General features: G+C 72.1%; 23 protein-coding genes. 11 read left to right on the forward strand and 12 right to left on the reverse strand.

Annotation, left to right across the window (positions count from 1 at the left end):
• The first annotated feature begins 4 nt into the window (after positions 1-4).
• The gene (locus QSK39_RS49930) at positions 5-676 is read left to right on the forward strand and encodes a class I SAM-dependent methyltransferase (protein WP_285484875.1); all 672 of its coding nucleotides are present in this window, start codon (positions 5-7) and stop codon (positions 674-676) included.
• Here the strand turns inward: QSK39_RS49930 and QSK39_RS49935 are convergent.
• Positions 665-919 (reverse strand): hypothetical protein, encoded by a 255-nt coding sequence (locus tag QSK39_RS49935; RefSeq protein ID WP_155545387.1) that lies wholly within the window; start codon positions 917-919, stop codon positions 665-667. The genes QSK39_RS49930 and QSK39_RS49935 overlap by 12 nt on opposite strands.
• 81 nt (positions 920-1,000) lie before the next feature.
• Between QSK39_RS49935 and QSK39_RS49940 the strand changes: the two genes are divergently transcribed.
• Both QSK39_RS49940 and QSK39_RS49945 read left to right on the forward strand, forming a co-directional pair.
• A complete protein-coding gene (locus QSK39_RS49940; RefSeq protein ID WP_285484876.1) occupies positions 1,001-1,807 on the forward strand; it encodes a helix-turn-helix domain-containing protein in 807 nt (268 codons plus the stop codon).
• A complete protein-coding gene (locus tag QSK39_RS49945) occupies positions 1,804-2,196 on the forward strand; it encodes a VOC family protein (RefSeq protein ID WP_285484877.1) in 393 nt (130 codons plus the stop codon). The genes QSK39_RS49940 and QSK39_RS49945 overlap by 4 nt, the downstream gene beginning before the upstream one ends.
• Positions 2,197-2,262: 66 nt before the next feature.
• Here QSK39_RS49945 and QSK39_RS49950 read toward each other — a convergent pair whose 3' ends face one another.
• Positions 2,263-2,469, reverse strand: coding sequence for a DUF4177 domain-containing protein (locus QSK39_RS49950; protein ID WP_285484878.1), 207 nt, complete (start codon positions 2,467-2,469; stop codon positions 2,263-2,265).
• Between the two features lie 100 nt (positions 2,470-2,569).
• On the opposite strand from QSK39_RS49950, the gene QSK39_RS49955 reads away from it, so the two are divergent.
• The 3 genes from QSK39_RS49955 (at position 2,570) to map (ending at position 6,161) form a co-directional block, all read left to right on the forward strand.
• The gene (locus QSK39_RS49955) at positions 2,570-3,424 is read left to right on the forward strand and encodes a GNAT family N-acetyltransferase (RefSeq protein ID WP_285484879.1); all 855 of its coding nucleotides are present in this window, start codon (positions 2,570-2,572) and stop codon (positions 3,422-3,424) included.
• A gap of 62 nt (positions 3,425-3,486) precedes the next feature.
• Complete coding sequence (locus tag QSK39_RS49960) at positions 3,487-5,280, forward strand: penicillin-binding transpeptidase domain-containing protein (RefSeq protein WP_285484880.1); 1,794 nt, start codon at positions 3,487-3,489, stop codon at positions 5,278-5,280.
• A 23-nt stretch (positions 5,281-5,303) separates the two neighbouring features.
• Positions 5,304-6,161, forward strand: coding sequence for a type I methionyl aminopeptidase (gene map / locus QSK39_RS49965; RefSeq protein ID WP_285484881.1), 858 nt, complete (start codon positions 5,304-5,306; stop codon positions 6,159-6,161).
• A gap of 234 nt (positions 6,162-6,395) precedes the next feature.
• Here the strand turns inward: map and QSK39_RS49970 are convergent, their stop codons facing one another.
• From QSK39_RS49970 to QSK39_RS49990, 5 genes are all read right to left on the reverse strand, one after another.
• Positions 6,396-7,199, reverse strand: a complete 804-nt coding sequence (locus QSK39_RS49970; protein ID WP_285484882.1) for an ABC transporter permease — start codon at positions 7,197-7,199, stop codon at positions 6,396-6,398.
• Positions 7,199-8,155, reverse strand: coding sequence for an ATP-binding cassette domain-containing protein (locus QSK39_RS49975; RefSeq protein ID WP_285484883.1), 957 nt, complete (start codon positions 8,153-8,155; stop codon positions 7,199-7,201). Before QSK39_RS49975 ends, QSK39_RS49970 begins: the two co-directional genes overlap by 1 nt.
• 26 nt (positions 8,156-8,181) lie before the next feature.
• Complete coding sequence (locus QSK39_RS49980; protein WP_285484884.1) at positions 8,182-9,024, reverse strand: DUF4097 family beta strand repeat-containing protein; 843 nt, start codon at positions 9,022-9,024, stop codon at positions 8,182-8,184.
• 72 nt (positions 9,025-9,096) lie between these two features.
• Positions 9,097-9,585 (reverse strand): toxin-antitoxin system HicB family antitoxin, encoded by a 489-nt coding sequence (locus QSK39_RS49985; protein WP_285484885.1) that lies wholly within the window; start codon positions 9,583-9,585, stop codon positions 9,097-9,099.
• A gap of 92 nt (positions 9,586-9,677) precedes the next feature.
• The gene (locus QSK39_RS49990; RefSeq protein ID WP_285484886.1) at positions 9,678-10,361 is read right to left on the reverse strand and encodes a FadR/GntR family transcriptional regulator; all 684 of its coding nucleotides are present in this window, start codon (positions 10,359-10,361) and stop codon (positions 9,678-9,680) included.
• Between the two features lie 49 nt (positions 10,362-10,410).
• On the opposite strand from QSK39_RS49990, the gene QSK39_RS49995 reads away from it, so the two are divergent.
• The 3 genes from QSK39_RS49995 (at position 10,411) to QSK39_RS50005 (ending at position 14,483) form a co-directional block, all read left to right on the forward strand.
• Positions 10,411-11,640: a CynX/NimT family MFS transporter gene (locus tag QSK39_RS49995; protein ID WP_285484887.1), complete on the forward strand. Its 1,230-nt coding sequence runs from the start codon at positions 10,411-10,413 to the stop codon at positions 11,638-11,640.
• A gap of 52 nt (positions 11,641-11,692) precedes the next feature.
• The gene (locus QSK39_RS50000) at positions 11,693-12,589 is read left to right on the forward strand and encodes an XRE family transcriptional regulator (RefSeq protein WP_285484888.1); all 897 of its coding nucleotides are present in this window, start codon (positions 11,693-11,695) and stop codon (positions 12,587-12,589) included.
• Between the two features lie 85 nt (positions 12,590-12,674).
• Positions 12,675-14,483: a proprotein convertase P-domain-containing protein gene (locus QSK39_RS50005; RefSeq protein ID WP_285484889.1), complete on the forward strand. Its 1,809-nt coding sequence runs from the start codon at positions 12,675-12,677 to the stop codon at positions 14,481-14,483.
• Positions 14,484-14,528: 45 nt separating this feature from the next.
• Here the strand turns inward: QSK39_RS50005 and QSK39_RS50010 are convergent, their stop codons facing one another.
• Entirely contained in the window at positions 14,529-15,923 is a 1,395-nt protein-coding gene (locus QSK39_RS50010) for a mycothione reductase (protein WP_285484890.1), read from the reverse strand.
• Positions 15,924-16,019: 96 nt separating this feature from the next.
• A complete protein-coding gene (locus QSK39_RS50015; protein WP_285484891.1) occupies positions 16,020-16,892 on the reverse strand; it encodes a M15 family metallopeptidase in 873 nt (290 codons plus the stop codon).
• Between the two features lie 164 nt (positions 16,893-17,056).
• Here QSK39_RS50015 and QSK39_RS50020 point away from each other — a divergent pair, with 164 nt between their 5' ends.
• Both QSK39_RS50020 and QSK39_RS50025 read left to right on the forward strand, forming a co-directional pair.
• Positions 17,057-17,872 (forward strand): S1 family peptidase, encoded by an 816-nt coding sequence (locus QSK39_RS50020; RefSeq protein ID WP_285484892.1) that lies wholly within the window; start codon positions 17,057-17,059, stop codon positions 17,870-17,872.
• An 18-nt stretch (positions 17,873-17,890) separates the two neighbouring features.
• Positions 17,891-18,325 (forward strand): GNAT family N-acetyltransferase, encoded by a 435-nt coding sequence (locus QSK39_RS50025; RefSeq protein WP_285484893.1) that lies wholly within the window; start codon positions 17,891-17,893, stop codon positions 18,323-18,325.
• A gap of 173 nt (positions 18,326-18,498) precedes the next feature.
• On the opposite strand, the gene QSK39_RS50030 is transcribed toward QSK39_RS50025, so the two are convergent.
• The 3 genes from QSK39_RS50030 to QSK39_RS50040 form a co-directional block, all read right to left on the reverse strand.
• A complete protein-coding gene (locus QSK39_RS50030; RefSeq protein ID WP_285484894.1) occupies positions 18,499-19,674 on the reverse strand; it encodes an 8-amino-7-oxononanoate synthase in 1,176 nt (391 codons plus the stop codon).
• A 98-nt stretch (positions 19,675-19,772) separates the two neighbouring features.
• The gene (locus QSK39_RS50035; RefSeq protein ID WP_285484895.1) at positions 19,773-21,362 is read right to left on the reverse strand and encodes a DEAD/DEAH box helicase; all 1,590 of its coding nucleotides are present in this window, start codon (positions 21,360-21,362) and stop codon (positions 19,773-19,775) included.
• Positions 21,363-21,688: 326 nt separating this feature from the next.
• Complete coding sequence (locus QSK39_RS50040) at positions 21,689-22,675, reverse strand: serine protein kinase RIO (RefSeq protein ID WP_285484896.1); 987 nt, start codon at positions 22,673-22,675, stop codon at positions 21,689-21,691.
• Positions 22,676-22,714: the final 39 nt, after the last annotated feature.

Here is a 22,714-nt window from a genome sequence, read left to right on the forward strand (position 1 = left end):
CCGGGTGGCGAAGCCCCCGGCTCGGGGCGAAGCCCCGGCTGTTACAGCGCTGCTGGCGGACGACGCGCTGGAGGCGTCGTCCGTCGTCGCCAACCGCGCGATGAACCGCGAGCGGCGGCTGGCCGGTCGTGACGGCTATTCGCGCGTCCTCGGGTTCGACATCCTGGGCCTGCCGCCGGGCGCGCGCTGGCTCGACCTGTGCTGCGGCAGCGGACGGGCGCTCCTCGACGCGGCCGCGGCCCGGCCGGACCTCGACATCACCGGCGTCGACCTGGTCGGGTACTTCGCGGCGACCGGGCCCGTGCGGTTCGAAACCGCGTCGATCACGGCGTGGGAGCCCGCGGGCCGGTTCGACCTCGTGACCTGCGTACACGGCTTGCACTACGTCGGCGACAAGCTCGGCGCGCTGCGGCGGGCGGCGTCGTGGCTGAGCGACGGCGGGGTGTTCGTGGCGAACTTCGACGTCTCCGGCGTCCGGCTGCCGGGCGGCGCGCGCCGGGTCCTGCCGGCGTTGCGATCCGCCGGCTTCGCCTACGACGCACGGGCCCGCCGGATCCGGCGCACCGGCCCGTTCACCGGGGTCCTGCCCTTCCGCTACCTCGGCGCGGACGACCGGGCCGGCCCCAACTACACGGGCCAGCCGGCGGTCCACTCGTACTACGAGTCAGCCCTGTAGGTGGTGCTGGGCGGCGTCGCGGATCTGCAGGCGGACGTTCTCCAGCGCGGCGGCGACCTCGTCGATCTGCTGCGACGCCAGCTGGATCGAGCCCTGGATCGCGGTCGCGGTCGAGGTTTCGCCGAGCAGGCCGAGCACCTGCGCCTGCAGGTCTTCGAGGTCGCTCTTGGTGGCGAGCGCGATGCCGGTGGGCACCTGGTCGGCGAGCAGCTCGAGCTGCTGCGCCTGCTCCTGGATCGTCATCGGTGGTTCCTTCCGCGGGGGGACGCACCCTCCGTGTTAGCAGAACCGGAACTGTCGGTGGTGACGTTTACGCTGGTATTCGTGAGCGTGACCTGGGCTGTCCACCAGCCGCACCCCGTGGTGCGGCCCCTGGTCACGCGCTACGTCGGGTACGCGCAGGACGAGGTGACGCTGCCGGTCCACCGCGGGCTGCCGTCCCGGCACGTGACGCTGGTCATCAGCCTCGCCGGGCCGGTCCGGATGTCCGGGCACAGCCTGCAGGCGCTGGTCGGCGGGCTGCACACGCGCGCGGTGCTGATCCGGCAGGACCGCCGGCAGGAAGGGCTGCAGCTGGAGCTCGACCCGCTGGGCGTGCGGACGCTGTTCGGGGTCACGGCGGCGGAGCTCGGCGGCGAGGTGCACGACCTGGCCGAGTTCGGCCTGGGCTCGCTGCCGGAGCGGCTGGGTGCGCTGCCGACGTGGCGGGAGCGGTTCGCCCTCCTCGACGGCGTGCTGGCCGCGCGGGCGGTCTCACCGGTGGCACCGCCGCCGGAGCTGGGGGAGGCGTGGCGCCGGATGCGGGGCGCCGACGGGCAAGTGCGCGTCGCGGAACTGGCCGGCGAGGTCGGCTGGAGCCGCCGTCACCTGGGGGAGCGGTTCCGCGCGGAGCTGGGCCTGGCCCCGAAGCAGGCGGCGCGGGTGCTGCGGTTCGAGCGCGCCGGTCGGCTGCTGCGGCAGGGGCACGCGGACCTGGCGGCGCTGGCCGTCGCGTGCGGGTACTACGACCAGGCGCACCTGACCAACGAGTGGCGGGCGCTGGCCGGGTGCACGCCGGGCACGTGGATCGCCGAGGAGCTCCCGTTCCTCCAAGACGAGGAGGTGGCGGCGGGGCAAGACTCGCCGGTATGACTCCTGAACCGAACGTCTGGCCCGCCCTGCGCTACGACGACGCCCCGGCGGCGGTCCGTTTCCTCGTCGACGTCCTGGGTTTCACCGAGGCACTGGTGGTGCCCGAAGGCGACTTGATCGCGCACGCGGAGCTGCGCTGGCCCGAGGGCGGCGCGGTGATGCTGGGCAGCGTCCGCCCGCCGGACGGGATCCACGACGCGATGAAGCCCGGTACCGGCGCGGTGTACGTGGTGTCGGACAAGGTCGACGAGATCCACGCCCGGGTGAAGAAGGCGGGCGCGGAGATCACGGCGGAGCTGACGGACACGGAGTACGGCTCCCACACGTTCAGCCTCCGCGACCCGGAGGGCAACGCCTGGACAATCGGCACCTACCGCGGCGCACCCTGACCCGCCCGGAGGTCATGAACGTGCTTGTTCATGACCTCCCCGGCCGGCGGCGAAGCGGGAGCCCGGCTACTGCACCGGCCGCTCGAACGTCACCAGCAGCCCGTCCACCCCGCCGGGCCCGACCCGCCCCTTCACCTCCGCCGAGGTGATCGCCTTCAGCTGCCAGCCGTCCTCGGCGTGGTCGTTGAGCAGTTTCTCGAGCTTCCCGCCCGACATCTTGCCGCCGATCATCTTCTCCCGGACCTCGACGACCTTGTACGTATACCGCTGCATACGGCCCATTCTCCCCGGGAACCGCGACCCGGGCCGTTCATCCCAGCGTGTCGACGACCTCGCGTTCCGTTTACCGGCGGAATCTGGCACCCTGGACCCCGTGTTGCGGCTTGCAGGTGCACGGCTGCTCGATGATCGGGACTATCCGGCGGTCCGTGCCGCGCTCGCCGCCGACCCGGTGGGCAGCTGCATGGTCAGCGCCCGGGTCGAGGCTGCCGGTCTCGACCCGTGGCGGCTCGGTGGCGAGCTCTGGGCCGCCGACAGCCGTCCGGTCCGGGCCGGACGGCTCCAAGGCCTGTGCTTTTCCGGGCCCAACCTCATTCCCCTGCGCGGCAACGCCCCCGCGTTGCGCTCCTTCGCCGACCGCGCGCTCCGGAGGCAACGCACCTGTTCTTCCCTCGTCGGCCCGGCCGAGCAGGTCCTCGGGCTCTGGGAGGAGCTCGAAGACGAGTGGGGCCCGGCCCGCGAGGTCCGCGACGACCAGCCGCTGATGGCCCTCGACTCGACGCCGCTGGTCGCGGCCGACCCGCTGGTCCGCCCCGTCCGGCCGGACGAGCTCGAGCGGTACCTGCCCGCGGCGGTCGCGATGTTCATCGAGGAGGTCGGCGTCGACCCGCGCAGCGGCGACGGCGGCGCCAGCTACCGCGCCCGCGTCACCGAGCTGATCGGCGCCGGGCGCGCGTTCGCCCGGTTCGAAAACGGCGAAGTCGTGTTCAAGGCCGAGATCGGCGCGATGTCGGCCACCGTCGGGCAGATCCAGGGCGTCTGGGTGCACCCCGAACGCCGCGGCGACGGCCTCGGCACCGCCGGCACCGCCGCGGTCGTGAACCGGCTCGTCAAAGGCCTGGGCCGCACCGCCAGCCTCTACGTCAACGCCTTCAACACCCCCGCCCTCGCGGCCTACCGCAAGATCGGCTTCCAGCAAGTCGGCCAGTACGCGACGGTCCTCTTCTAGCCACTCTTCCGTGGCGGCGTTTCGAGGCCGGGACACCCCTCCTGACCAGGCATCATCCCGCCATGAGTGCACGTCGAGGCCGCGGTGCGCTCGCGGTGCTGCTGCTCGTCGCCGCGACCACCGCCGGGTGCTCGGGCGACGATCCCGAGGACGCCCTCTCCGCCTTCCTCGACGCCCTCGCGTCCGGGGACGTCGCCGCCGCGGCCGCGAACACCGACTCGCCGGCCGCGGCCACGAGCGTGCTGTCCCAGATCCGCGGCGTGCTCGAGCCCGAGTCCCTCGACGTCGACGACGAAGAGGTCAAGGAGCCGAACGGCGACACCGTCACCGCCGGCTACCAGCTCACCTGGCACCTGCCGCAGGGGCGCACGTGGTCCTACCGCGCCGACGCCCTGCTGCGCGCCGCCGAGACCGGCTGGCAGGTGCACTGGCAGCCGACCGTCGTGCACCCGCAGCTGGCCGTCGGCCAGACCCTCGGCCTGCTGCCGCAGCTGCCCGAGATCGCACCGGTCCTCGACCGCGACGGCGTGCCGCTGATGCGCCCGCAGACCGTGATCGGGGTGGCCGTCGACCCGCAGAAGACCGGCAACGCGAGCGCGGTGGCCGGCTCGCTCGCGAAGGCGCTGCACCGCTACGAGCCGTCGGTCACCGGCCGGTCGGTGCTGGAGGGGATGAGCAAGACCAAGCCCGGCGACGCCTACCCGGTGATCAGCCTGCGCGCCGGCGACTACCAGCGGGTCAAGCCGGTGATCTACGACCTGCCCGGCGTCCGGTTCGTCAGCCAGGAGCGGCTGCTGCCGGTCACCCGCGGGTCCGGGCAGCAGGTTCTGCCGGGCATCCGCGCGCTGGTCGAGCAGCAGCTGGCGGGGGCGGCGGGCTGGCGGATCGTCACCAGGGGCGTCACCGGCGGCGAGGTCTCCGAACTGAAGGCCGAGCCGCCGCGCCCGTCGCCGGCAGTCACCAGCACGCTCAGTGCGCGGATCCAGGCCGCTGCCGAGAAGGCCCTGGACACCGAGCCGTACCCGGCCGCGCTGGTGGCGATTCAGCCGTCGAGCGGGGACATCCTCGCGGTGGCGCAGAACCGGGCCGCCGACGACGAAGGCTCGCTGGCCCTGGCCGGCCGCTTCCCGCCGGGCTCGACGTTCAAGATCGTGACGGCGGCGGCCGCGCTGTCGGCGGGCGACGTCGACGCCGGCAGCCCGGTCGACTGCCCCGGCACGACGACGATCGAGAACCGCGTCGTCCCGAACGAAGGCCGGTTCGACCTCGGCCGCGTCCCGCTGGCGACGGCGTTCGCGCGCTCGTGCAACACGACCTTCGCCCGGCTCGCCGCCGGGCTGCCGGCGTCGGCGCTCACCGACGCCGCCCGCTCGTTCGGGATCGGCGCGGACTTCGTCGTCCCGGGCCTGACCACGGTGACCGGGGCCGTCCCGGCCAGCGACTCGGCCGTCCAGCGCGCCGAGAACGGCTTCGGCCAGGGCACGGTGGTGACCAGCCCGTTCGGCCTGGCGCTGGCCGCGGCCACGGTGCAGGCGGGGAAGGTGCCGACGCCGTCGATCGTCAAGGGCCTGCCCGCGACCACGCAGAACGTCGGCGACCCGCCGTCGGACGACGTCCTGGGCGCACTGCGCGGGATGATGCGCCAGGTCGTCACGGCGGGTACCGCGACCGGGCTGCGCGACATCCCCGACGTCGCGGGCAAGACCGGCACCGCCCAATTCGGCGACGGCTCCCGCTCGCACGGCTGGTTCGTCGGCTACCGCGGTGACCTGGCGTTCGCGGTGCTGCTGACCGAGGCCGGGTCGTCCAAACCGGCGGTGCAGGCCGCGCACCGGTTCCTGGCGGGGGTCGGCTGAGCGGGCCGTCGTAAAGTGGGGGCATGTCCGTTCGTGCCCCGCTGGTTCCCGGCGTCCAGACGCCGCGCCGTGACGTCCCCACTTCCATCGCCCGTCCCGAGTACGTGGACAAGCCGGCGCCGAAGCGGGACACCGGCAGCGGCGTGCGCACGCCCGAGGTGATCGAGGCGATGCGGATCGCGAGCCGCATCGCGGCGCAGGCGCTGGAGGAGGGCGGCAAGGCCGTCAAGCCGGGCGCCACCACGGACGACATCGACAAGGTGGTGCACGAGTTCCTGCTCGACCACCACGCGTACCCCTCGACGCTGGGCTACCGCCGGTTCCCGAAGTCGTGCTGCACTTCGCTCAACGAGGTCATCTGCCACGGCATCCCGGACTCGACGACGATCGAGGACGGCGACATCTGCAACATCGACGTGACGGCCTACATCGGCGGCGTCCACGGCGACACGAACGCGACGTTCCTGGCCGGTGACGTCTCCGAGGAGGCGCGCCTGCTGGTGGAGCGCACCCGCGAGGCGACGCTGCGGGCGATCAAGGCGGTCCGGCCGGGCCGGCAGCTCAACGTGATCGGCCGGGTCATCGAGGCCTACGCCAAGCGCTTCGGCTACGGCGTGGTCCGCGACTTCACCGGCCACGGCGTCGGCCCGGCGTTCCACACGCCCCCGACGGTCCTGCACTACGAAGAGCCCTCCGTCGACACGGTGATCGAGGAGGGCATGACCTTCACGATCGAGCCGATGATCACCCTGGGCACCATCGACTATGACATCTGGGCCGACGACTGGACCGTCACCACGAAGGACAAGAAGTGGACGGCCCAGTTCGAGCACACCCTCGTGGTGACGGCCGAGGGCAGCGAGATCCTCACGCTGCCCTGAGCGGACACACCGAAGCCGCCCGGCGGACCGGACGGCTTCGGTGGCGCGAGCGAGCAGAGCGACGCACCGTGTCGACTCCCCGATCACGCGTGTCGACCCGCTGATCACGCGTGTCGGCTTCCGGATCACGGGGCTGCTCGGTGGAGCCGGCGTTCCCCGGCGACTTCCCGTGACGGGAGGGTCGACACGCGTGATCGAAGGGTCGACACGCGTGATCAGAGCGACGACACGGCCTCAGTGGCTGGTTGCCTTCTTGTAGCAGCGGACCGAAAGCGGCACGAAGACCACCAGCAGCACCACGATCCACAGCACCGACGCCAGCACGGCGTGCTGCATCGGCCAGACGTCGTGCACCGGCATCGCCGCGCTCGTGTTGCCGAACAGCTCGCGGGCCGCCTGTGTGATCGCCGAGACCGGGTTCCAGTCCGCGATCACCCGCAGGGGCGTCGGCAGCCGCGCGCTGTCGACGAACGTGTTGGCCAGGAACGTGAGCGGGAAGATCGCCACGCTCGCGACGTTGTTGAACACCTCGGGCTTGCGCACGGCCAGGCCGAGCGTCCCCATCACCCACGACAACGCGTAGGCGAAGGCCAGCAGCAGGAGCACCCCGCCCAAGACCTCGAACACGCCGGTGTGGACGCGCCAGCCGACCAGCAGGCCGACGATGCCCATGATGAGCAGGCTCGTCACGTTCAGGATGAGGTCGGCGGTGGTCCGCCCGACCAGCACCGCGGCCGGCGACATGGGCAGCGAGCGGAAGCGGTCGATGATGCCCTTCTGCAGGTCGTCGGTCAGCCCGTAGCCGGTGACGATGCTGCCCATCGCCACCGCGAGCGTGAAGATCCCCGGCAGCATGAACTCGCGGTAGGAGATCCCGGGGATGTCGATCACGCTGCCGAACACGTACCCGAACAGCAGCACGAACATCACCGGCATGAACACGATCGACCCGAGCAGGTCCATCGACCGGAGGATCTTGATCGAGTTGCGCTTGGCGACGGTCACGCCGTCGGTCACGGCCATCTGCACCGCGTTCATCACACGGCCTCCTTCGCGGTCTCGGTCACGTCGTGACCGGTGAGGGTGAGGAAAACGTCGTCGAGGGTGGGACGGCGGACGCCGACGTCGCGGACTTCGACGCCGTCCACCGCGAGCAGCGCCAGCGCCTCGGTAAGCGCTTTCGCGCCGTGGGTCACGGGCACGGTGAGCCGGAATCCTTCGGCCTGCGGCTCGCCGCTGGCCAGCCGGGCCAGCGCCCGCTGCGCGACGACGACGTCGTCGTGCGTGCCGACGGTCAGCTCGATCCGCTCGCCCCCGACGAGGTCCTTGAGCTCGTCCGCGGTGCCGCGGGCGATCACGCGCCCGTGGTCGACGACGGCGATGCTGTCGGCCAGGCGGTCGGCTTCTTCGAGGTACTGGGTGGTCAGCAGCAGCGTGGTGCCGCCGGCGACCAGCTCGGTGATGACGTCCCACAGCTCGGTGCGGGCCCGCGGGTCGAGCCCGGTCGTGGGCTCGTCGAGGAACAGCACCGGCGGGTTCGCGACGAGCGCGCCGGCCAGGTCGAGCCGCCGGCGCATGCCGCCGGAGTAGCCCTTGACCGGGCGGTCGGCGGCGTCGCCCAGGCTGAACCGGGCCAGCAGTTCGCGGCCGCGCGCCTTGGCCCGCTTGGTGCCCAGGTGGTACAGCCTGCCGACCATCTCGAGGTTTTCGGCCCCGGTCAGTTCGAGGTCGACGGCGGCGTACTGCCCCGACGCGCCGATGTGCGAACGCAGCTCGTGCGCGTCCTTCACGACGTCGAACCCGGCGACCGTCGCGTGGCCCGCGTCCGGCCGCTGCAGGGTCGTGAGGATCTGCACGGTGGTGGTCTTCCCGGCGCCGTTCGGCCCGAGCACGCCGAGCACCGTGCCTTCCGGTACCGCCAACGTCATTTCGTCGAGTGCGGTGACCTTCCCGTATTTCTTGACCAGTCCTTCGGCCACGATGGCGTCCGACATGGATTTCCCCTTTTGTGTGTGGAGTTTCAGGCGCGGCGGATGACGATGTCGCCGGTGTAGGTGTGGGCTTTGACCTCGACGGTCTCGGTGTTCCCGGTGGGGCCGTCGGTGGCGCTGAGCGTGTTGCGCACGGAGCCGGTCAGGGAATTGAGCTCCAGCCACGCGGCGCTGCCTTCGCGGATGCCGACCTCGATCTCGCCGACGGCGGTTTCGAGCACGACCCGGTCGCGCATGACCTCGCCGAGCCGGATGTCGCCGGAGGCGGTCTTGGCGTGCACGCCCGCGTGGGCGACATCGACGAGGATGTCGCCGTTGGCGACGTTGACGCGCAGGTCACCGGTCACCTCGCCGACGCGGGTCTCGCCGTTGGAGTTCTTCAGCACGGCGGTGCCGTCGATCTCGCGGATCCGCAGCTCGCCGGAGCCGGTGCCGAACTCGGCGTGCCCGGTGGCGCGGGCGACGGTGACGTCGCCGGTGGCGGTGCTCGCCTCGACGCGAGCAGCCTCGTCGAGGTCGATGTCGCCGACGGACGTCTTGAACCGGCTGTCGCCGATCCGGCCGCCGACGCGGAAGTCGCCCATGGCCGCGGTGCCCTGGATGCGCGAGCCGGTGGGCAGCTCGATCGTGATGTGCAGGGCGCCGGCCTTGCCCCAGAGCTTGGTGACGTACTTCGGGCCCTTGACCAGCAGCTCGCCGTGGGCGAACTCGACGCGGGTCCGCGCCGCGGCCTTGACGTCCTCGTTGTCGCCCGGGTCGGCCGGGGTGACCTCGACGGTGGTCTCCGCGCGCTCCCCGGCGACGATCCGGACGTCCGCGACGCTGACGTCGATCGTGGCCGTGATCGGCTCGGGAGTGGGGAAAACAGGCATGGCTGCGCCCTCCTGGGGTGCTCGGGTGGCGTCTCCGCAGGTCGGAGACGTGCGAAAAAGAGAGAGTGGGAGTTACTGAACCCAGCCGGTGTACTTCTCACCGAAGGCCGAGCGGCGCTGCGAAGGCTGGGTCTTGCCGGGGCCGAGCGCGCTGTTCGCGGCCCGGACGAGCCAGGCGTTGATGGAGACCCGGTCCCGGCCGGCGGCTTCTTCGACGCGCTGCTTGAGCTGCTCGGGCAGGCGCAGGTTGATCCGCGCGACCGCGCCGTCGTCGGGCTCGGGTGGCGGCGGCGCTTCGGCGGGCGCCGGTTCGGGTGTGGTGGGCAGCGAAACGGCGAACTCGGCCTCACGGCGGCGAAGGCGTACTTCGACGGAGCCGGGCGCGAGGTCACGGGTGATCTCGTCGGCCGCGGCCGAAAGAGCGTCGAGCAGGGTGAGCCGGATCGCCGATTCGAGCGGCGCGGTGAGCCGCTCGGCGAGGGCGACGGCTTCCTCGCCCGCCGCTTCGGCGGCGACCGCGAGCTCCCGGCGGAGTTCGTCCACGAAGGGCGTCAGGTCCATGGCACTACTGTGGCACCGCAGTGGCACCACGACAACCCTGAATTGGCACCCTTAAGGGTCGAAAGTGGTGCCAAATGAAGTGAACCAGCAGGTCAGGAGCGTTCGACGCGCTCCAGGAGCTCGTCCAGGAACCCGCAGGCCTCGGCGGCTGCCCGGTTGGGATCGCGCTCGGCGATCGCCTCGGCCAGGCCTTCGTGGCCGATCTCCGGCACGTGGTCCACGCCCGGCGTGATGCTCGACGTCGCCGCGACGCTCGCCGTGATCACCTCGGTCAGCCCGCGGTACAGCTCGGTGAGCAGGCCGTTGTGCCCGGCGCGGACCACCGCCGTGTGGAACTCGGCGTCGGTGTGCGCGAAGTCCTCCCAGCGTCGCTCGCGCAGCTCCGTCTCGCGGCGGGCCAGCAGCGACCACAGCTCCGCCACCTCCTCCTCGGTGCGCGACACCGCGGCGAGCCGGGCGCCTTCGGCTTCGAGGGTGCGCCGGACCTGCAGGACCTCGCGCAGCTCCGAGCCGCAGAGCCGGCGGATCGCGCCGGACACCTCGCTGGTGGCGCGCACGTAGGTGCCGTCGCCCTGGCGGACTTCGAGCAGGCCCGTATGCGCCAGCGCGCGCACGGCCTCCCGGATGGTGTTGCGCCCGACGCCGAGCTGTTCGCCGAGCTCGACCTCGGTGGGGATGCGTTCGCCGAGGGGCCATTCGCCCTGCGTGACCGCGGCCCGCAGCTGCTCGATGACCTGGTCGACCAGGCCGGTCCGCCGGGTGGTGGCCAGAGGCACAGGAATTATCCCTTCATCCAATCATCCTACGTATGCGATAGTAGCGGTCATGCGCGTCGAACACCGTGAATCCGCCCTGGAACCCGAGCTGGACGGCGCTGTGGAGATCCGGACGCCGGGTGTGGTTACCGCGGGCGTGCTGCTCGCGGTCGCGGTGGTGCTCACCGCCCTCAACCTCCGCCCGGCCATCACCGGGGTCGGGCCCATGCTCGCCGAAATGCGCGCCGACCTGGGGACCTCCGTGGTCTGGGCGGGCGTGCTCACGACGTTGCCGACGCTCTGCTTCGCCGGTGCCGGGCTGGCCGCCCCGCTGCTGGCCCGCCGGGCCGGGGTCGGCGCCGCCATCGCGATCGCGCTCACCGCGCTCGCGGCCGGGCTCGTGCTGCGCGTGCTCGACGGCCCGGCCGTGGTGCTCGGCGGGACGCTCGTCGCGACCGCCGGGATCGCCCTGATCAACGTGCTCATCCCGGTGGTCATCAAGGACTCCTTCCCGGCCCGCATCGGCGTCATGACCGGCGTCTACACCGCGGCCCTGCAGGGCGGCGGCGCCCTCGGGTCGGCGGTGACCCCGCAGCTCGGCGACGCGTTCGGCGGCTGGCGCCCGGCTCTGGGCGCCTGGGCGGTGGTGGCCGTCGTCGCGCTGCTGGCGTGGATTCTCGCAGCCCGCGGCACCGGCCGGGCACCGCGTCACGCCGGCGCCGCCGACGCCGGCCGGTCGCTGCTGCGCAACCGCCTCGCCTGGATCGTCACGACCTTCTTCGGCCTGCAGGCCTTCTACGCCTACGCCGCGATGGGCTGGTTCCCGCAGGTGCTGATGGACGCCGGGGTGCCGCGCGACGAGGCCGGCCTGCTGTTCGGCCTGGTCTCCCTGATCGCCGTGCCGATCAGCCTGGTCGTCGCGCCGATGGCCGCCCGCCAGCGCGGCCAGGGCTTGTGGATCATCACCCTCGGCGTCTTCGGCTTCGCCGGGACGACCGGGCTGATGCTCGCGCCGTCGTGGTCGCCGCTGCTGTGGAGCCTGCTGGTCGGGCTCGGGATGAGCGTGTTCTCCCTCGCCCTGACGGTGATCGCGCTGCGCGCTCGGACCGGCGCCGACACCGCCCGGCTGTCCGGCATGGCGCAGGGCTTCGGCTACCTCTTCGCCGCGCTCGGGCCGTTCCTCTTCGGCCTGCTGCACGACCTCGCGGGTGGCTGGCAGGTTCCGCTGGCCATGCTCCTGGGCCTGCTGCTCGTCCAGATGGTGTTCGGCGCGCTCGCGGGCCGCCGCCGGTTTGTCTGACTCTTAACTGTTAACGGCTTTCGCCCGGCTACTCGCCGCTTAAGATCACCGGATGGCCGTGCCGTCGCCGGACCTCGGGACGTTGCTGCGCGTGGGCCCGTTCGACGCGGCCTTGCGCGCGGCGATCCGTGCCCGCGGCCTGAGCCTCGATCGCCTGCGCGAACACCTGCACGCCCGCGGCGTCTCGGTCACGACGGCGACGCTGAGCTACTGGCAGTCCGGCCGCAGCCGCCCCGAACGGCGGGACTCGGTGCGCGGGCTCGGTCAGCTCGAAGCCGTCCTCGAGGTGCCCGCGGGGTCGCTCGTCTCGCTGCTCGGGCCGCCGCGGGTGCGCCGGTCCGCGCCCGCGGAGATCGGGCGCTTCTGGCCGGACGAACGGCGTATCGACGCCGCGGTGTCCGATGTGGACACCCGGTGGGACGAGCGGCTGACCCGGCTCAGCCAGCACGACGTGGTCCTCGTCGGCCCCGGCCGCGAGGAGCTGGAGTTCCGGTCGCGGCAGGTGCTGCGCGCCGAGGCCGACGGCCCCGACCGCTGGGTGGTGATCCTGCACCTGGACGAGCACGACCGGCCGCTGCCGGAGCTGCGGGGCCTGCGCGGGTGCCATGCGGGCCGCAGCGTGCACCGGCCCGAGGACGGCCTCCTCGTGGTCGAACTGCTCTTCGCCCGGCCGCTCCTGCGCGGGGAAACCGTGCTCACCGAGCACACGCTCGTGAATCGCGCGCCGCACCCGGTCGCGACGAACTACGAACGCAAGTTCCGGCTGCCGGTCCGGGAATACGTGCTCGAAATCCGCTTCTCGCCCGAGGCGCTCCCGGCGGTGTGCCGCCGGTTCGCCGAGCCCGGTGAATGCACCGAGGTGGTCCCGGAATCCGGTGCGGTGCACGGGGTCGCGCTGAACTTCGGCCCCGGCCGGTACGGATTCGAATGGGATTGGCCCGCCAGTTAACTGTTAAGGACTTCCGGATCTTCAATTCGGTGTTTCCCGCGTTCTACGGTCGGCGCACTCCACTCGCCGATCCGAGGAGAAACCGATGCGCAGATTCGTTTCCGTCACGAGCGCGGCCGCCTTGGCCGCGCTCGGCTTGGGCTTGGCACCCGCCGAAGCAGCACCGGCCCACCCGGACGCCGAGGTGGCGGGCGTCGCCGCCGCCTTCGGGCTCACCGCCGACCAGGCGCGGGCTCAGCTCACCGCCCAGGACCGGGCGCACCGGCTGGCCGCCGCCCTGCCCGCCTCGGTGCGCGAGCAGTCGGCCGGGCAGTGGTTCGACGCGGCCGCCGGGAAGCTGACCGTCGCCGTGACCGGCGCCGACGCCGCCGACCAGGCTCGGGCGGCGGGGGCGGCGGCTCAGGTCGTCGCCCGCAGCCAGGCCGACCTGGACCGCACCGACGCGGCCGTGCGCGCCCTGGTCGGGAAGGGCGTGCCCGGCGTCTACGGCTGGGGCGTCGACGTCCGCGGCAACGACGTCGGTGTGGACGTCGACCGGACGAAGAAGACCGCGGAAACCGACAGTTTCCTTTCCCGCGTCAGGGATCTCGGCGTCCGGATCACCGAGACGGCGACGTCGCCGCGGCAGCAGTCGGGCACGATCCAGACCGGCAACCCGTGGTGGCCGGGCAGCGAGAGCAACTGTTCGGTCGGCTTCCCGGTGACGGATTCCGCTGGTGCCAAGCACTTCCTGACGGCGGGGCACTGCACGAACGACGTCAACCAGGCCGCGTACGGCGCTTCGGGTCAGCAGAACAAGATCGGCACGTCGAACGTCGGCGGCACGCACAGCGTCAACGCCCGCGAAGGCGACATGGGTGTCGTCGCGGTGACGGAGGCGGGCTGGAACCTGTCGGCGTCGGTCAACACCTGGGGCCAGCCGGCAGTCACGCTGACCGGTGCGGCCGAGGCGATGGTCGGCGACCGCGTCTGCCACTCCGGCAACACTTCGCACTGGCAGTGCGGCGAAGTGAAGTACACGCACAAGTCCGCCGACTACGGCAACGGCCTGGTCATCGACGACCTGACCTGGACGACGGCGTGCTCCCTCGGCGGCGACTCGGGCGGTGGCTGGCTGCTCGGCGACAAGGCCACCGGCCTGCACGACGGCGGCCCGTCGCAGTGCGTCCAGAACCCGTCCGACGGCGACATGTCCCTGTTCCAGCCGGTCATCGAGGCGCTGAACAAGTGGCAGCTCACCCTCGTCACGAGCGGCGGCACGGGGGACACGACGGCGCCGAGCGCGCCCGGCAACCCGCGTTCCACCGGCACGACGTCGAACAGCGTCTCGCTCGCGTGGGACGCCTCGACGGACAACGTCGGCGTCACCGGCTACGACGTCTACAACGGCTCCGCGCTCGCCACGAGCGTCGCGGGGCCCAGCGCCACGGTCAGCGGCCTGAACCCGGACACGGCCTACACGTTCACGGTGAAGGCGAAGGATGCCGCCGGGAACGCGTCGCCGGCGAGCGCGGCGGTGTCCGCGCGCACCCAGGCGGGTGGCGGCGGCAACCGCACGCTGACCAACGACACCGACTACGCGATCCGGGACTACCAGCAGGTGTTCAGCCCGATCGCCTCGACGCTCACCGGCAGCGCGGCCGCCACGATCGGCGTCTCGCTGACCATCCGGCACACGTGCGCCGAAGACCTCGGCATCACGCTGCTCGACCCGAAGGGCAAGGCGTACGCGCTCAAGTACAGCGGCGGCAGCACCTGCACGCCGTGGAGCGGCGCCCGCACCTTCACCGTGCCCGCGACGGCGACCCCGGCGTCCGGCAAGTGGCAGCTGCGCGTGACCGACTACGGGCCCGGCGACACCGGCACCCTCGACACCTGGTCGATCACGCTCTAGGGACTCCCGCGGGCCGGGCGGTCACCCCGCCCGGCCCGCGGTGACTCAGTCCAGGGGCAGGCTGAGCAGGGCGTTCTCGATCAGCTCCGGCATGGCCGGGTGGATCCAGTACTGCCCGCGCGCGATCGAGTGCGCGTCCTGGCCGAAGCTCATCGCCTGGATGAGCGGCTGGATGACGCTCGACGCCTGCGGCCCGATGATGTGCGCGCCGAGCAGCTGCCCGGTCGCCGGGTCGGCCAGGAGCTTCGCGAAGCCCGTCGTGTCCTCCATCGCCCAGCCGTAGGCGATCCCGGCGTAGTCCTGCTTCGACGTCACGTACGAGACGCCCTTGGCGCGTGCCTTCTGCTCGGTGAGGCCCACCGACGCGACCTGCGGGTGGGTGAACACGGCGTGCGGCACGAACCGGTGGTCGGCCTTGATCCGCTCGTCCGGGTGCAGCAGGTTGTGCTGCACCACGCGGGCTTCGTGGTTCGCGACGTGCTTCAGCTCGTGCGGCGAGGAAAGGTCGCCGAGCGCGTAGATGCCCTCGACCACGGTCTCCTGGTAGTCGTCGACCACGACGTGCCCACTGTCCATTGTGGTCACCCCGGTGGCGGCGACGTCCAGGAGGTCGGAGTTCGGCTTCCGGCCGGTGGCGACCAGCAGCAGGTCGGCCTCGACCGTCTCGGCGCCCTGCGGGCCTTCGAGGTCGAGCGCGACGCCGTCGGCGGTCCTGCGCGCACGGACCGTCTTGCGCTCCAGGCGGACGTCGAAGCGTTCCGAAGCCAGCTCGGTGAAGCGCGCGCTGACGTCCTCGTCTTCGCCGCGCAGCAGCCGCGCGGACCGGTTGACCAGCGTGACCTGCACGCCGAAGGACGCGAAGACGTGCGCGAACTCGGCCGCGATGTACCCGCCGCCGAGGATGACGATCCGCTCGGGCAGCTCGTCGAGCCGCATCACCGTGTCGGACGTGTAGTAGCCCGCGTCCTCGATGCCGGGGATGTCCGGGATGACCGGGCGCCCGCCGGCGGCGAGCACGAACTTGTCGGCGGTCAGCACCTCGTCGGGACGGCCGTCGGGGAAGCTGACGCGCAGTTCCTTGTGCCCGGTGAAGCGGCCGGTGCCCTCGTAGACGTCGACGTTCGCGTTGTCCTCGTGGCTGCGGCGGTACTCGGCGCCACCGGCGGCGATCGGGTCGATCCGGCCGAAGATGCGGTCGCGGATGTCGCGCCAGCGCACGCCCTTCAGCTCTTCGTCGACGCCGTACTTCGCGCTGTGCGAAGGCGTGTACGCGACGTCGGCGGCGTACACGAACATCTTCGTCGGGATGCAGCCGACGTTCAGGCAGGTACCACCGAAGGTGCCCTTCTCCACGATCGCCGTCTTCTTGCCGGCGAAACCGGGCCCGAGGATGGAGTTCCCCGATCCCGTCCCGACGATCACCAGGTCGTAGTGGGGCACTGCATCCTCCGCGGGGTCGGTTCCGGTCGATTCACCCTAGCCAACCGTCGCCGCGAGGCGGGTGTTCCCGCCTGTGCTTAACGTCGTATTACGTGCTCAGTGGCCGTTGCCGGTGAAGTGCATCCGGTCCTTCGGGCTGGTCCAGGCTCCGCCCCAGGTCCAGCCGATCGCGGCGAACGCGCGCACGGTCGCGTCGCCCGCCAGGACCATGCCCGGCCGGCGGTTCGCGCGGTCGAGGTAGGCCGAAGCCAGCTCGGGCAGCACGAGCTTGCCCTGCGTGTAGGGGTTGCAGAACGGGTTGACGTCCACCGCGAGCCCGTACGCGTGCGCGGACCAGGACGTCTGCCCGCGCGCCGGGCGGCAGACGAACGCGCTGGTGCTGTTGCCGTCGCCGGTCGGCGGCGCGGTCAGCTCCTCGGGGCTGGTCACGCGCATCTCTTCCAGCGGGAAGCCCGCGGCGAAGAGCTGCCCGAAGACCTGGGTGATCCCGGCGGCGCCCTTCGCGTTGACCAGCATTTCGCCGGTGTGCGCGCGGCCGTCGAAGCCCCGGAAGGACATCGTCAGGTAGCGCAGGTCGGTCGCCTTGACCGGGCAGGCGGGCTGCCAGGTGCTGCGGGCGAGGACGTCGGCGGGCACCGCGCTGACGGTCGCGTGGTACCGGCCGTCCGCCGGCGGCGGGAGGACGTCTTTTGTCGGAAGTGCCCGGTTCACCAGTTCGGCTGGCGTCGGTTCGACGGCCCCGAAGCCGCCGGGCCCGACGGGGAGCGGGCGGGCACCCACCTGCCAGGTGACAACGGGCTTGCTCGCCGCCGCCGGCGGCGCCGACGTCACCGGGGCGGGGGGTTTGGCCACCGCCGTCGAGAACGGCGCCGCGGCCACCGGCTGCGGGGTCTGCGGGAGTTCCGACGTGCAGGCGCCCAGCGTGCACGCCAAGACCGTCCCGCACACCGCCGTCGCTGTCCGCCGCATCCCTCCAGCCTGACAGAAGCGTTCGGTGAGCGCGGAGTCCACCCGTTTCAGTGACACCGTTTCGGGCCCACTCCGATTAGGGTATTCAGGGCCGCTCGTTCACGCACCGGAGTCATCCGGGTGCCGAGCGCTGTGACTTTGCTGTTCGAAGAGGGGAACGACCCATGTCCGTGAAGTCCCGCCGATCCCTGCTGCTCGCGAGCGGCGCGTTCCTCGCGGTCGCCGCGGTGGCCGTCCCGGTCGTGGTCGGCACGGCGTCGGCGGACCCGGCGTCCGCCAACCAGCCGCGGATCGTGGGCGGCGACAAGGCCTCGCTCTCGGACCACCCGTATGCGGTGTACCTGACCGACGCGGGCGGGAACCAGTTCTGCGGCGCGGTGATCGTCAGCTCGACGGCGGTCGCGACGGCGGCGCACTGCGCCAAGGCGGTCGAGAAGCAGAGCATCCGCGTGGTGGCCGGCCGGGAGGACAAGCGCACGGACGAGGGTGACGTGCTGAGCGTCTCGAAGGTCTGGATCAGCAAGGGCTACAACGACCCGACGCAGGGCGACGACATCGCGGTCCTGACCGTCCGCGGCCAGCTCGGCTACCGTCCCGCGCAGCTGCCCGGCAACGGTGACGCGGCTTCGTACCGCGAAGGCACCAAGGCGACGGTGCTCGGCTGGGGCCGCGTCGCCGACGGCGGCGACCGGTCCGACTACCTGCGCAGCGCCCAGGTCCCGCTGGTGTCCGACAGCTCCTGCCGCTCCGACTACTCCGTGTACGACCAGAAGACCATGGTCTGCGCGGGGTACGCCGAAGGCGGCATCGACGCGTGCCAGGGCGACTCCGGCGGCCCGCTCGTGGTGGGCGACACGCTGATCGGCATCGTGTCCTTCGGCGACGGCTGCGGCAAGGCGGGCAAGCCGGGCGTCTACACGCGCGTTTCGGCGTACACGGACGACATCGAGGCCCAGGCCAAGCCGCGCATCTTCGGCTGAGCGTGATAGGCAGGGGGCATGCCGACCCTGCACGACGCGACCGGGCCCGAGCTGACCGCCGCCCAGCTCCACGACATCCTCCGCCTGCGCGTGGACGTGTTCGTGGTGGAGCAGAAGGCGGCGTACCCGGAGCTCGACGGCCGTGACCTGCGTCCGGACACCCGCCACCTGTGGTTCTCGGAGGCCGGTGAAGTGCTGTCCTACCTGCGCGTCCTCGCCGACCCGGGTGGCATCCGCCGCATCGGCCGGGTCGCGACGGCGGCCTCGGCCCGCGGCCAGGGCCTGGCCGCGCGCTTGATGGACGCGGCCCTCACGACCCCCGGCGAGTACGTCCTGGACGCGCAAACGTACGTCCAGGGCTTCTACGCGCGCTACGGCTTCATCGCGGAAGGCGCGGAGTACACGGACGAAGACGGAATCCCGCACATCCGCATGCGCCGCCTCCCGCAGTAAAGCCGTGTCGACCCCCCAATCACGCGTGATGCCCCTCCAATCACGCGAGATACCCGCCCAATCACGCGATCCGACCCTCCAGGCACGCGATCCGACCCTCCAGGCACGCGAGCCGACCCTCTAGGTACGCGAGTCGTCCGTCCAGGTACGCGGGTCGTCCGTCCGGGTACGGCTCAGGCGATCGCGCCCCGGGGCGCCGTCGCCGTGATCACCTTCACCGCGCGGTCCACATCGGACTCCGTCAGATCGGCCCGCGCGGTCAGCCGCAGCCGTGAAATGCCGTCCGGCACCGACGGCGGCCGGAAGCACCCGACGCGGATGCCCTGCTCCGCACACGCCGCCGCCCACGCGACGGCCGACTCCGCCGACGGCGCCTGAACCGAGATCACGGCCGCGTCCGGCAGGCTCACCGTCAGCCCGGCCGCCTTCAACGACATCGCCAGGTTGCCCGCGTTCTCCAGCACCTTCTCCGCCAGCCCCGGCTCCTCCTTCAGCGCGTGCAACGCGGCCAACGCGGCCGCGGCACTCGCCGGCGCCAGAGCGGTGTCGAAGATGAAGCTGCGCGCCGTGTCGATCAGGTGCTTGATCACGCGACGCGGCCCCAGCACCGCCCCGCCCTGGGCGCCGAGGGACTTCGACAGCGTCAACGTCGTGACGACGTCGGGTGCGCCCGCCAGCCCGGCCGCGTGGACCGCGCCGCGGCCACCTTCGCCGAGGATGCCGAAGCCGTGCGCGTCGTCGACCACCATCGCGGCACCGTGCGCACGGCAGATCCCGGCCAGCTCGGCGAGCGGCGCGAGGTCGCCGTCGACGGAGAACACCGAATCGGTCACCACCAGCGCCCGCGGCTTCCGGCGGGTCGCCAGCGCGTTCTTGATCGCCGACGGCGTCGAGTGCGCGACCGCGGCGACGTCGGCCCGTGAGAGCCGACAGCCCTCGATCAGCGACGCGTGGATGTACTTGTCGGTGACGATCGCGGACTCGGACCCCGACAGCGCCGTCACCGCGCCGAGGTTCGCGGTGAAGCCGGACGAGAACACCAGCGCCGCCTGCACGCCGCAGAACCGGGCGAGCTCCAGCTCCAGCTCGGTGTGCAGCTCGGTCGACCCGGTGACCAGCCGTGACCCGGTCGACCCGGCGCCCCAGCGCAACGCGGCGGCCGCGGCGGCCCCGGCGACGCGCTTGTCGCGGGCCAGCCCGAGGTAGTCGTTGCCGGCGAGGTCCAGCTCGTCCGCCTTGGCGGGACGCGGCCGCAGCTGTCGGACGAGCCCCGCGTTCGCCCGCTTCTCCGCCTCGGTGTCGAGCCAGTCGAAAACCTCGTCGGGCGGGAGTGTCGGCGGCGTAGTCACATCCCGCAGTCTCGCATCCGGACTCGGGGTCGCCGGGAAGCGGGCCCGGAAACGCCGGAAGCCCCGGACCGAGGGTCCGGGGCTTCCGAAAAACGAGATCAGCTGTCGTAGCCGCGACGCGGGCCACGGCTCGGGCGGCCGTAGCCACCGCCATTGCCCGAGCGGGGCTGACGGCCACGGCCGCCGAAGCCGCCGGGACGACCCTCGCCGGAGCGCTGGCCGTAACCGCCGCGGTCGCCACCGCGGTCACCACGGTCGCCGCCGTAGCTGCTGCCGCCACGCTCGCCCTGGCTGCGGTCGCCGCGGTAGCCACCGCGGCTCGCGCCGCCGTAACCACGGTCGCCGCGGAAGCCACCGCCGCCGCGACGCGGGTTCTCGCGCCGCCGCTCGATGACCGGCTCGCCGCTGGGCTCGCGGGCACCGGTGATGCGGTTCAGCGCCTCGTCACCCGGACGGACCATCGTGGACTCGGCGCGGACGCCGGCCCGGTCGGTCATCCGCTTGACCATGCGGCGCTGGTCGTTCGTGACCAGCGTGACGACGACACCGGACGCCCCGGCGCGCGCCGTGCGGCCCGCGCGGTGGAGGTAGTCCTTGTGGTCGGCCGCCGGGTCGACGTGCAGCACCAGCGAGATGTCGTCGACGTGGATGCCGCGCGCGGCGACGTCCGTGGCGACCAGCACCGGCGAGTGGCCTTCCTTGAAGTCGGAGAGGACGCGGTTGCGCTGCCCCTGCGTCTTGCCGCCGTGCAGGGCCTGCGCGTTCACGCCCTGCTCGCGCAGGCGCTCGGTGAGGCGGTCGACGTGGTGCTTGGTGCGGACGAACATGATCGTGCGGCCCTCGCGGGCGCCGATCTGCGTGATGACGTCCTGCTTGTCCTGGTGCGACACCTGGAGCACGTGGTGGTCCATGGTGGTCACGCTCGCGGTCGACGGCGCGACCGAGTGCGTGACCGGGTCGCTCAGGTACTGCCGCACGAGGCGGTTGACGTCACCGTCGAGCGTCGCCGAGAACAGCAGGCGCTGCCCACCCGGCGGGGTGAGGTCCATGATCTCGCGGACCTGCGGCATGAAGCCCATGTCGGCCATCTGGTCGGCCTCGTCGAGCGCGATGAAGTTGCAGTCGCCCAGGTGCGCGGTGCCCTGCCGGACGTGGTCCGACAGCCGGCCCGGGGTGGCGATCAGCAGGTCGACGCCACGGGAAAGCGCGTCGGCCTGGCGGGCGAAGGCCATGCCGCCGACGGCGGTGCGGCACCACAGGCCGAGGGACTTGGCCAGCGGGGTCAGCGAGTCGGCCACCTGCATGGCCAGCTCGCGGGTCGGAACGAGGATCAGCGCGCGGGGGCGCTTCGGGCGGGCCTTGCCGTCGGCGAGCCGGGCCAGCATGGCCAGGCCGAAGGCGAGGGTCTTGCCGGAACCGGTCTGGGCACGGCCCAGCACGTCGCGGCCGGCCAGGGCGTCCGGGATGGTCGCGGACTGGATCGGGAAGGGGCTGCTGATGCCGGCCTCGGCCAGCGCGCGGAGCAGCGGCTCCGGCAGGCCCAGCTCGGCGAAGGTCCTGGTCGCCACTGTCTCGACCGCGTCGTCGCGCAGCGTGTCCCCACCGGCGGGGCGCTGACGCGGCCGACGGTCGGGACGGCCCGCGTGCGCGGACGTCGAGGAGGGACCAGAGTTGAACGTGACTGTCACAAATGCCTCTCGGACGTGGTTCGTCACAAGGAGGCCCGGGCTCCCTGCGCGCAGGCAGGGCAAGATGGTGTGCGTGGGCGTTCACAGGGACGGACCCGGCACACTGTGTCTTGCGCTTTTCCGACACTGCGCGCCGCTTGGGGGGTTGCGGATCACCGCGAGCCATTCGGTGGCTCTGGAGGCGACGGACACCAACTCATCCACGCCGCCGGTTGCGGTCTGAATCGATAGTACCTGAGGGGGGCCTGGTCCTCCGCACGGAGGTAACCGGTTGTGGGCGGCGTCGCAGACGTGTTCCGTGCCACATCCGCGACGCCGCCGCGCGCTCACCCGATCCCGGCAGTGGAAACGAGTTCCGCCAGCAGCTCACCGGTGTTCGTGACGTGCTCCCCGAGGCCGCGGCCGTGGAACCAGCCGGCGAGGTTGCGCACGTCCCGCGCGAGGAACTCGACGCCGCCGGGGTTGGCGACGACGTCGACGACCTGAGGCAGGTCGATCACCACGAGCCGGCCGCGGTGCACGAGCAGGTTGTACGCCGAGAGGTCGCCGTGCGCGAGCCCCTCCGACGCGAGCAGTTCGAGCGCCGCGGTGGCCTGGAACCAGAGGTCCTTCAGCTCGGCCGGCTCCGGGCGGACCTGGGCCAGCCGGGGTGCGGCCGTCCCGTCGTCCTCGCCGAGGAACTCGAGGAGCAGCTCGGTGCCGTTGCGCTGCACCGGGTACGGCACGGGTGCGCCGAGCGTCCACAAGCGACTCAACGCGGCGAACTCCGCGACGGCCCATTGTTCGGCGATCAGGTTGCGGCCGAACGCCGTGCGGTGCTCGATCGCGCGCATCTCGCGGGAGCGGCGCATCCGCCGCCCTTCGAGGTAGCCCGCGTCGCGGTGGAACAGCTTGTGTTCGTCGCTGCGATAGCGCTTCGCGGCGAGCAGCGTGCCGGGGGTGCCGGGCAGGCCGCGCCGCAGCAGGTGGACGTCGGCCTCCTTGCCGGTCTTGAGGACGCCGAGGTCGATGTCGACCGCGGCGAGCTCGGTGACGACCCAGTCGGGCCGGGGGAGCGGGCCGTGTTCGGCGTCGTCCCAGGTGGACCAGCGGTCGGCGCCGTCCGGAAGCTGGTTTTCGGTGTAGGCGTCGTCGCGGAGCTTGGCGAGCCGGACGCGCTCGCCTTCGGTGAGCCGCCCGCGGCGGGCGGGTGCGGGTTCGTCGTCGAACCGGGTGGTCCGGCGAGCCCGCGGGGTGTCGTCCTCGGACCGCGTGCGGCGGCGGGACGGGCGTTCGTCGAAGAGATCGAAGTCGTCGGAATCGTGCTGGCGCACTGGTGGGTTTCTCCTTGGTCAGGGATGCCCCACCGGGCG

Origin of the sequence: Amycolatopsis sp. NBRC 101858 (genome assembly GCF_030269325.1) — a bacterium.
GTDB classification, from domain to species: Bacteria; Actinomycetota; Actinomycetes; order Mycobacteriales; family Pseudonocardiaceae; genus Amycolatopsis; species Amycolatopsis ponsaeliensis.

What these genes read in the sequence shown, in the direction of transcription:
- QSK39_RS49935 (WP_155545387.1), bottom strand. Translation starts at nt 919, where the DNA reads ATGACGATCCAGGAGCAGGCGCAGCAGCTCGAGCTGCTCGCCGACCAG.
- QSK39_RS49945 (WP_285484877.1), top strand. Translation starts at nt 1,804, where the DNA reads ATGACTCCTGAACCGAACGTCTGGCCCGCCCTGCGCTACGACGACGCC.
- QSK39_RS49950 (WP_285484878.1), bottom strand. Translation starts at nt 2,469, where the DNA reads ATGCAGCGGTATACGTACAAGGTCGTCGAGGTCCGGGAGAAGATGATC.
- QSK39_RS49960 (WP_285484880.1), top strand. Translation starts at nt 3,487, where the DNA reads ATGAGTGCACGTCGAGGCCGCGGTGCGCTCGCGGTGCTGCTGCTCGTC.
- map (WP_285484881.1), top strand. Translation starts at nt 5,304, where the DNA reads ATGTCCGTTCGTGCCCCGCTGGTTCCCGGCGTCCAGACGCCGCGCCGT.
- QSK39_RS49970 (WP_285484882.1), bottom strand. Translation starts at nt 7,199, where the DNA reads ATGAACGCGGTGCAGATGGCCGTGACCGACGGCGTGACCGTCGCCAAG.
- QSK39_RS49975 (WP_285484883.1), bottom strand. Translation starts at nt 8,155, where the DNA reads ATGTCGGACGCCATCGTGGCCGAAGGACTGGTCAAGAAATACGGGAAG.
- QSK39_RS49980 (WP_285484884.1), bottom strand. Translation starts at nt 9,024, where the DNA reads ATGCCTGTTTTCCCCACTCCCGAGCCGATCACGGCCACGATCGACGTC.
- QSK39_RS49985 (WP_285484885.1), bottom strand. Translation starts at nt 9,585, where the DNA reads ATGGACCTGACGCCCTTCGTGGACGAACTCCGCCGGGAGCTCGCGGTC.
- QSK39_RS49995 (WP_285484887.1), top strand. Translation starts at nt 10,411, where the DNA reads ATGCGCGTCGAACACCGTGAATCCGCCCTGGAACCCGAGCTGGACGGC.
- QSK39_RS50000 (WP_285484888.1), top strand. Translation starts at nt 11,693, where the DNA reads ATGGCCGTGCCGTCGCCGGACCTCGGGACGTTGCTGCGCGTGGGCCCG.
- QSK39_RS50005 (WP_285484889.1), top strand. Translation starts at nt 12,675, where the DNA reads ATGCGCAGATTCGTTTCCGTCACGAGCGCGGCCGCCTTGGCCGCGCTC.
- QSK39_RS50015 (WP_285484891.1), bottom strand. Translation starts at nt 16,892, where the DNA reads ATGCGGCGGACAGCGACGGCGGTGTGCGGGACGGTCTTGGCGTGCACG.
- QSK39_RS50020 (WP_285484892.1), top strand. Translation starts at nt 17,057, where the DNA reads ATGTCCGTGAAGTCCCGCCGATCCCTGCTGCTCGCGAGCGGCGCGTTC.
- QSK39_RS50025 (WP_285484893.1), top strand. Translation starts at nt 17,891, where the DNA reads ATGCCGACCCTGCACGACGCGACCGGGCCCGAGCTGACCGCCGCCCAG.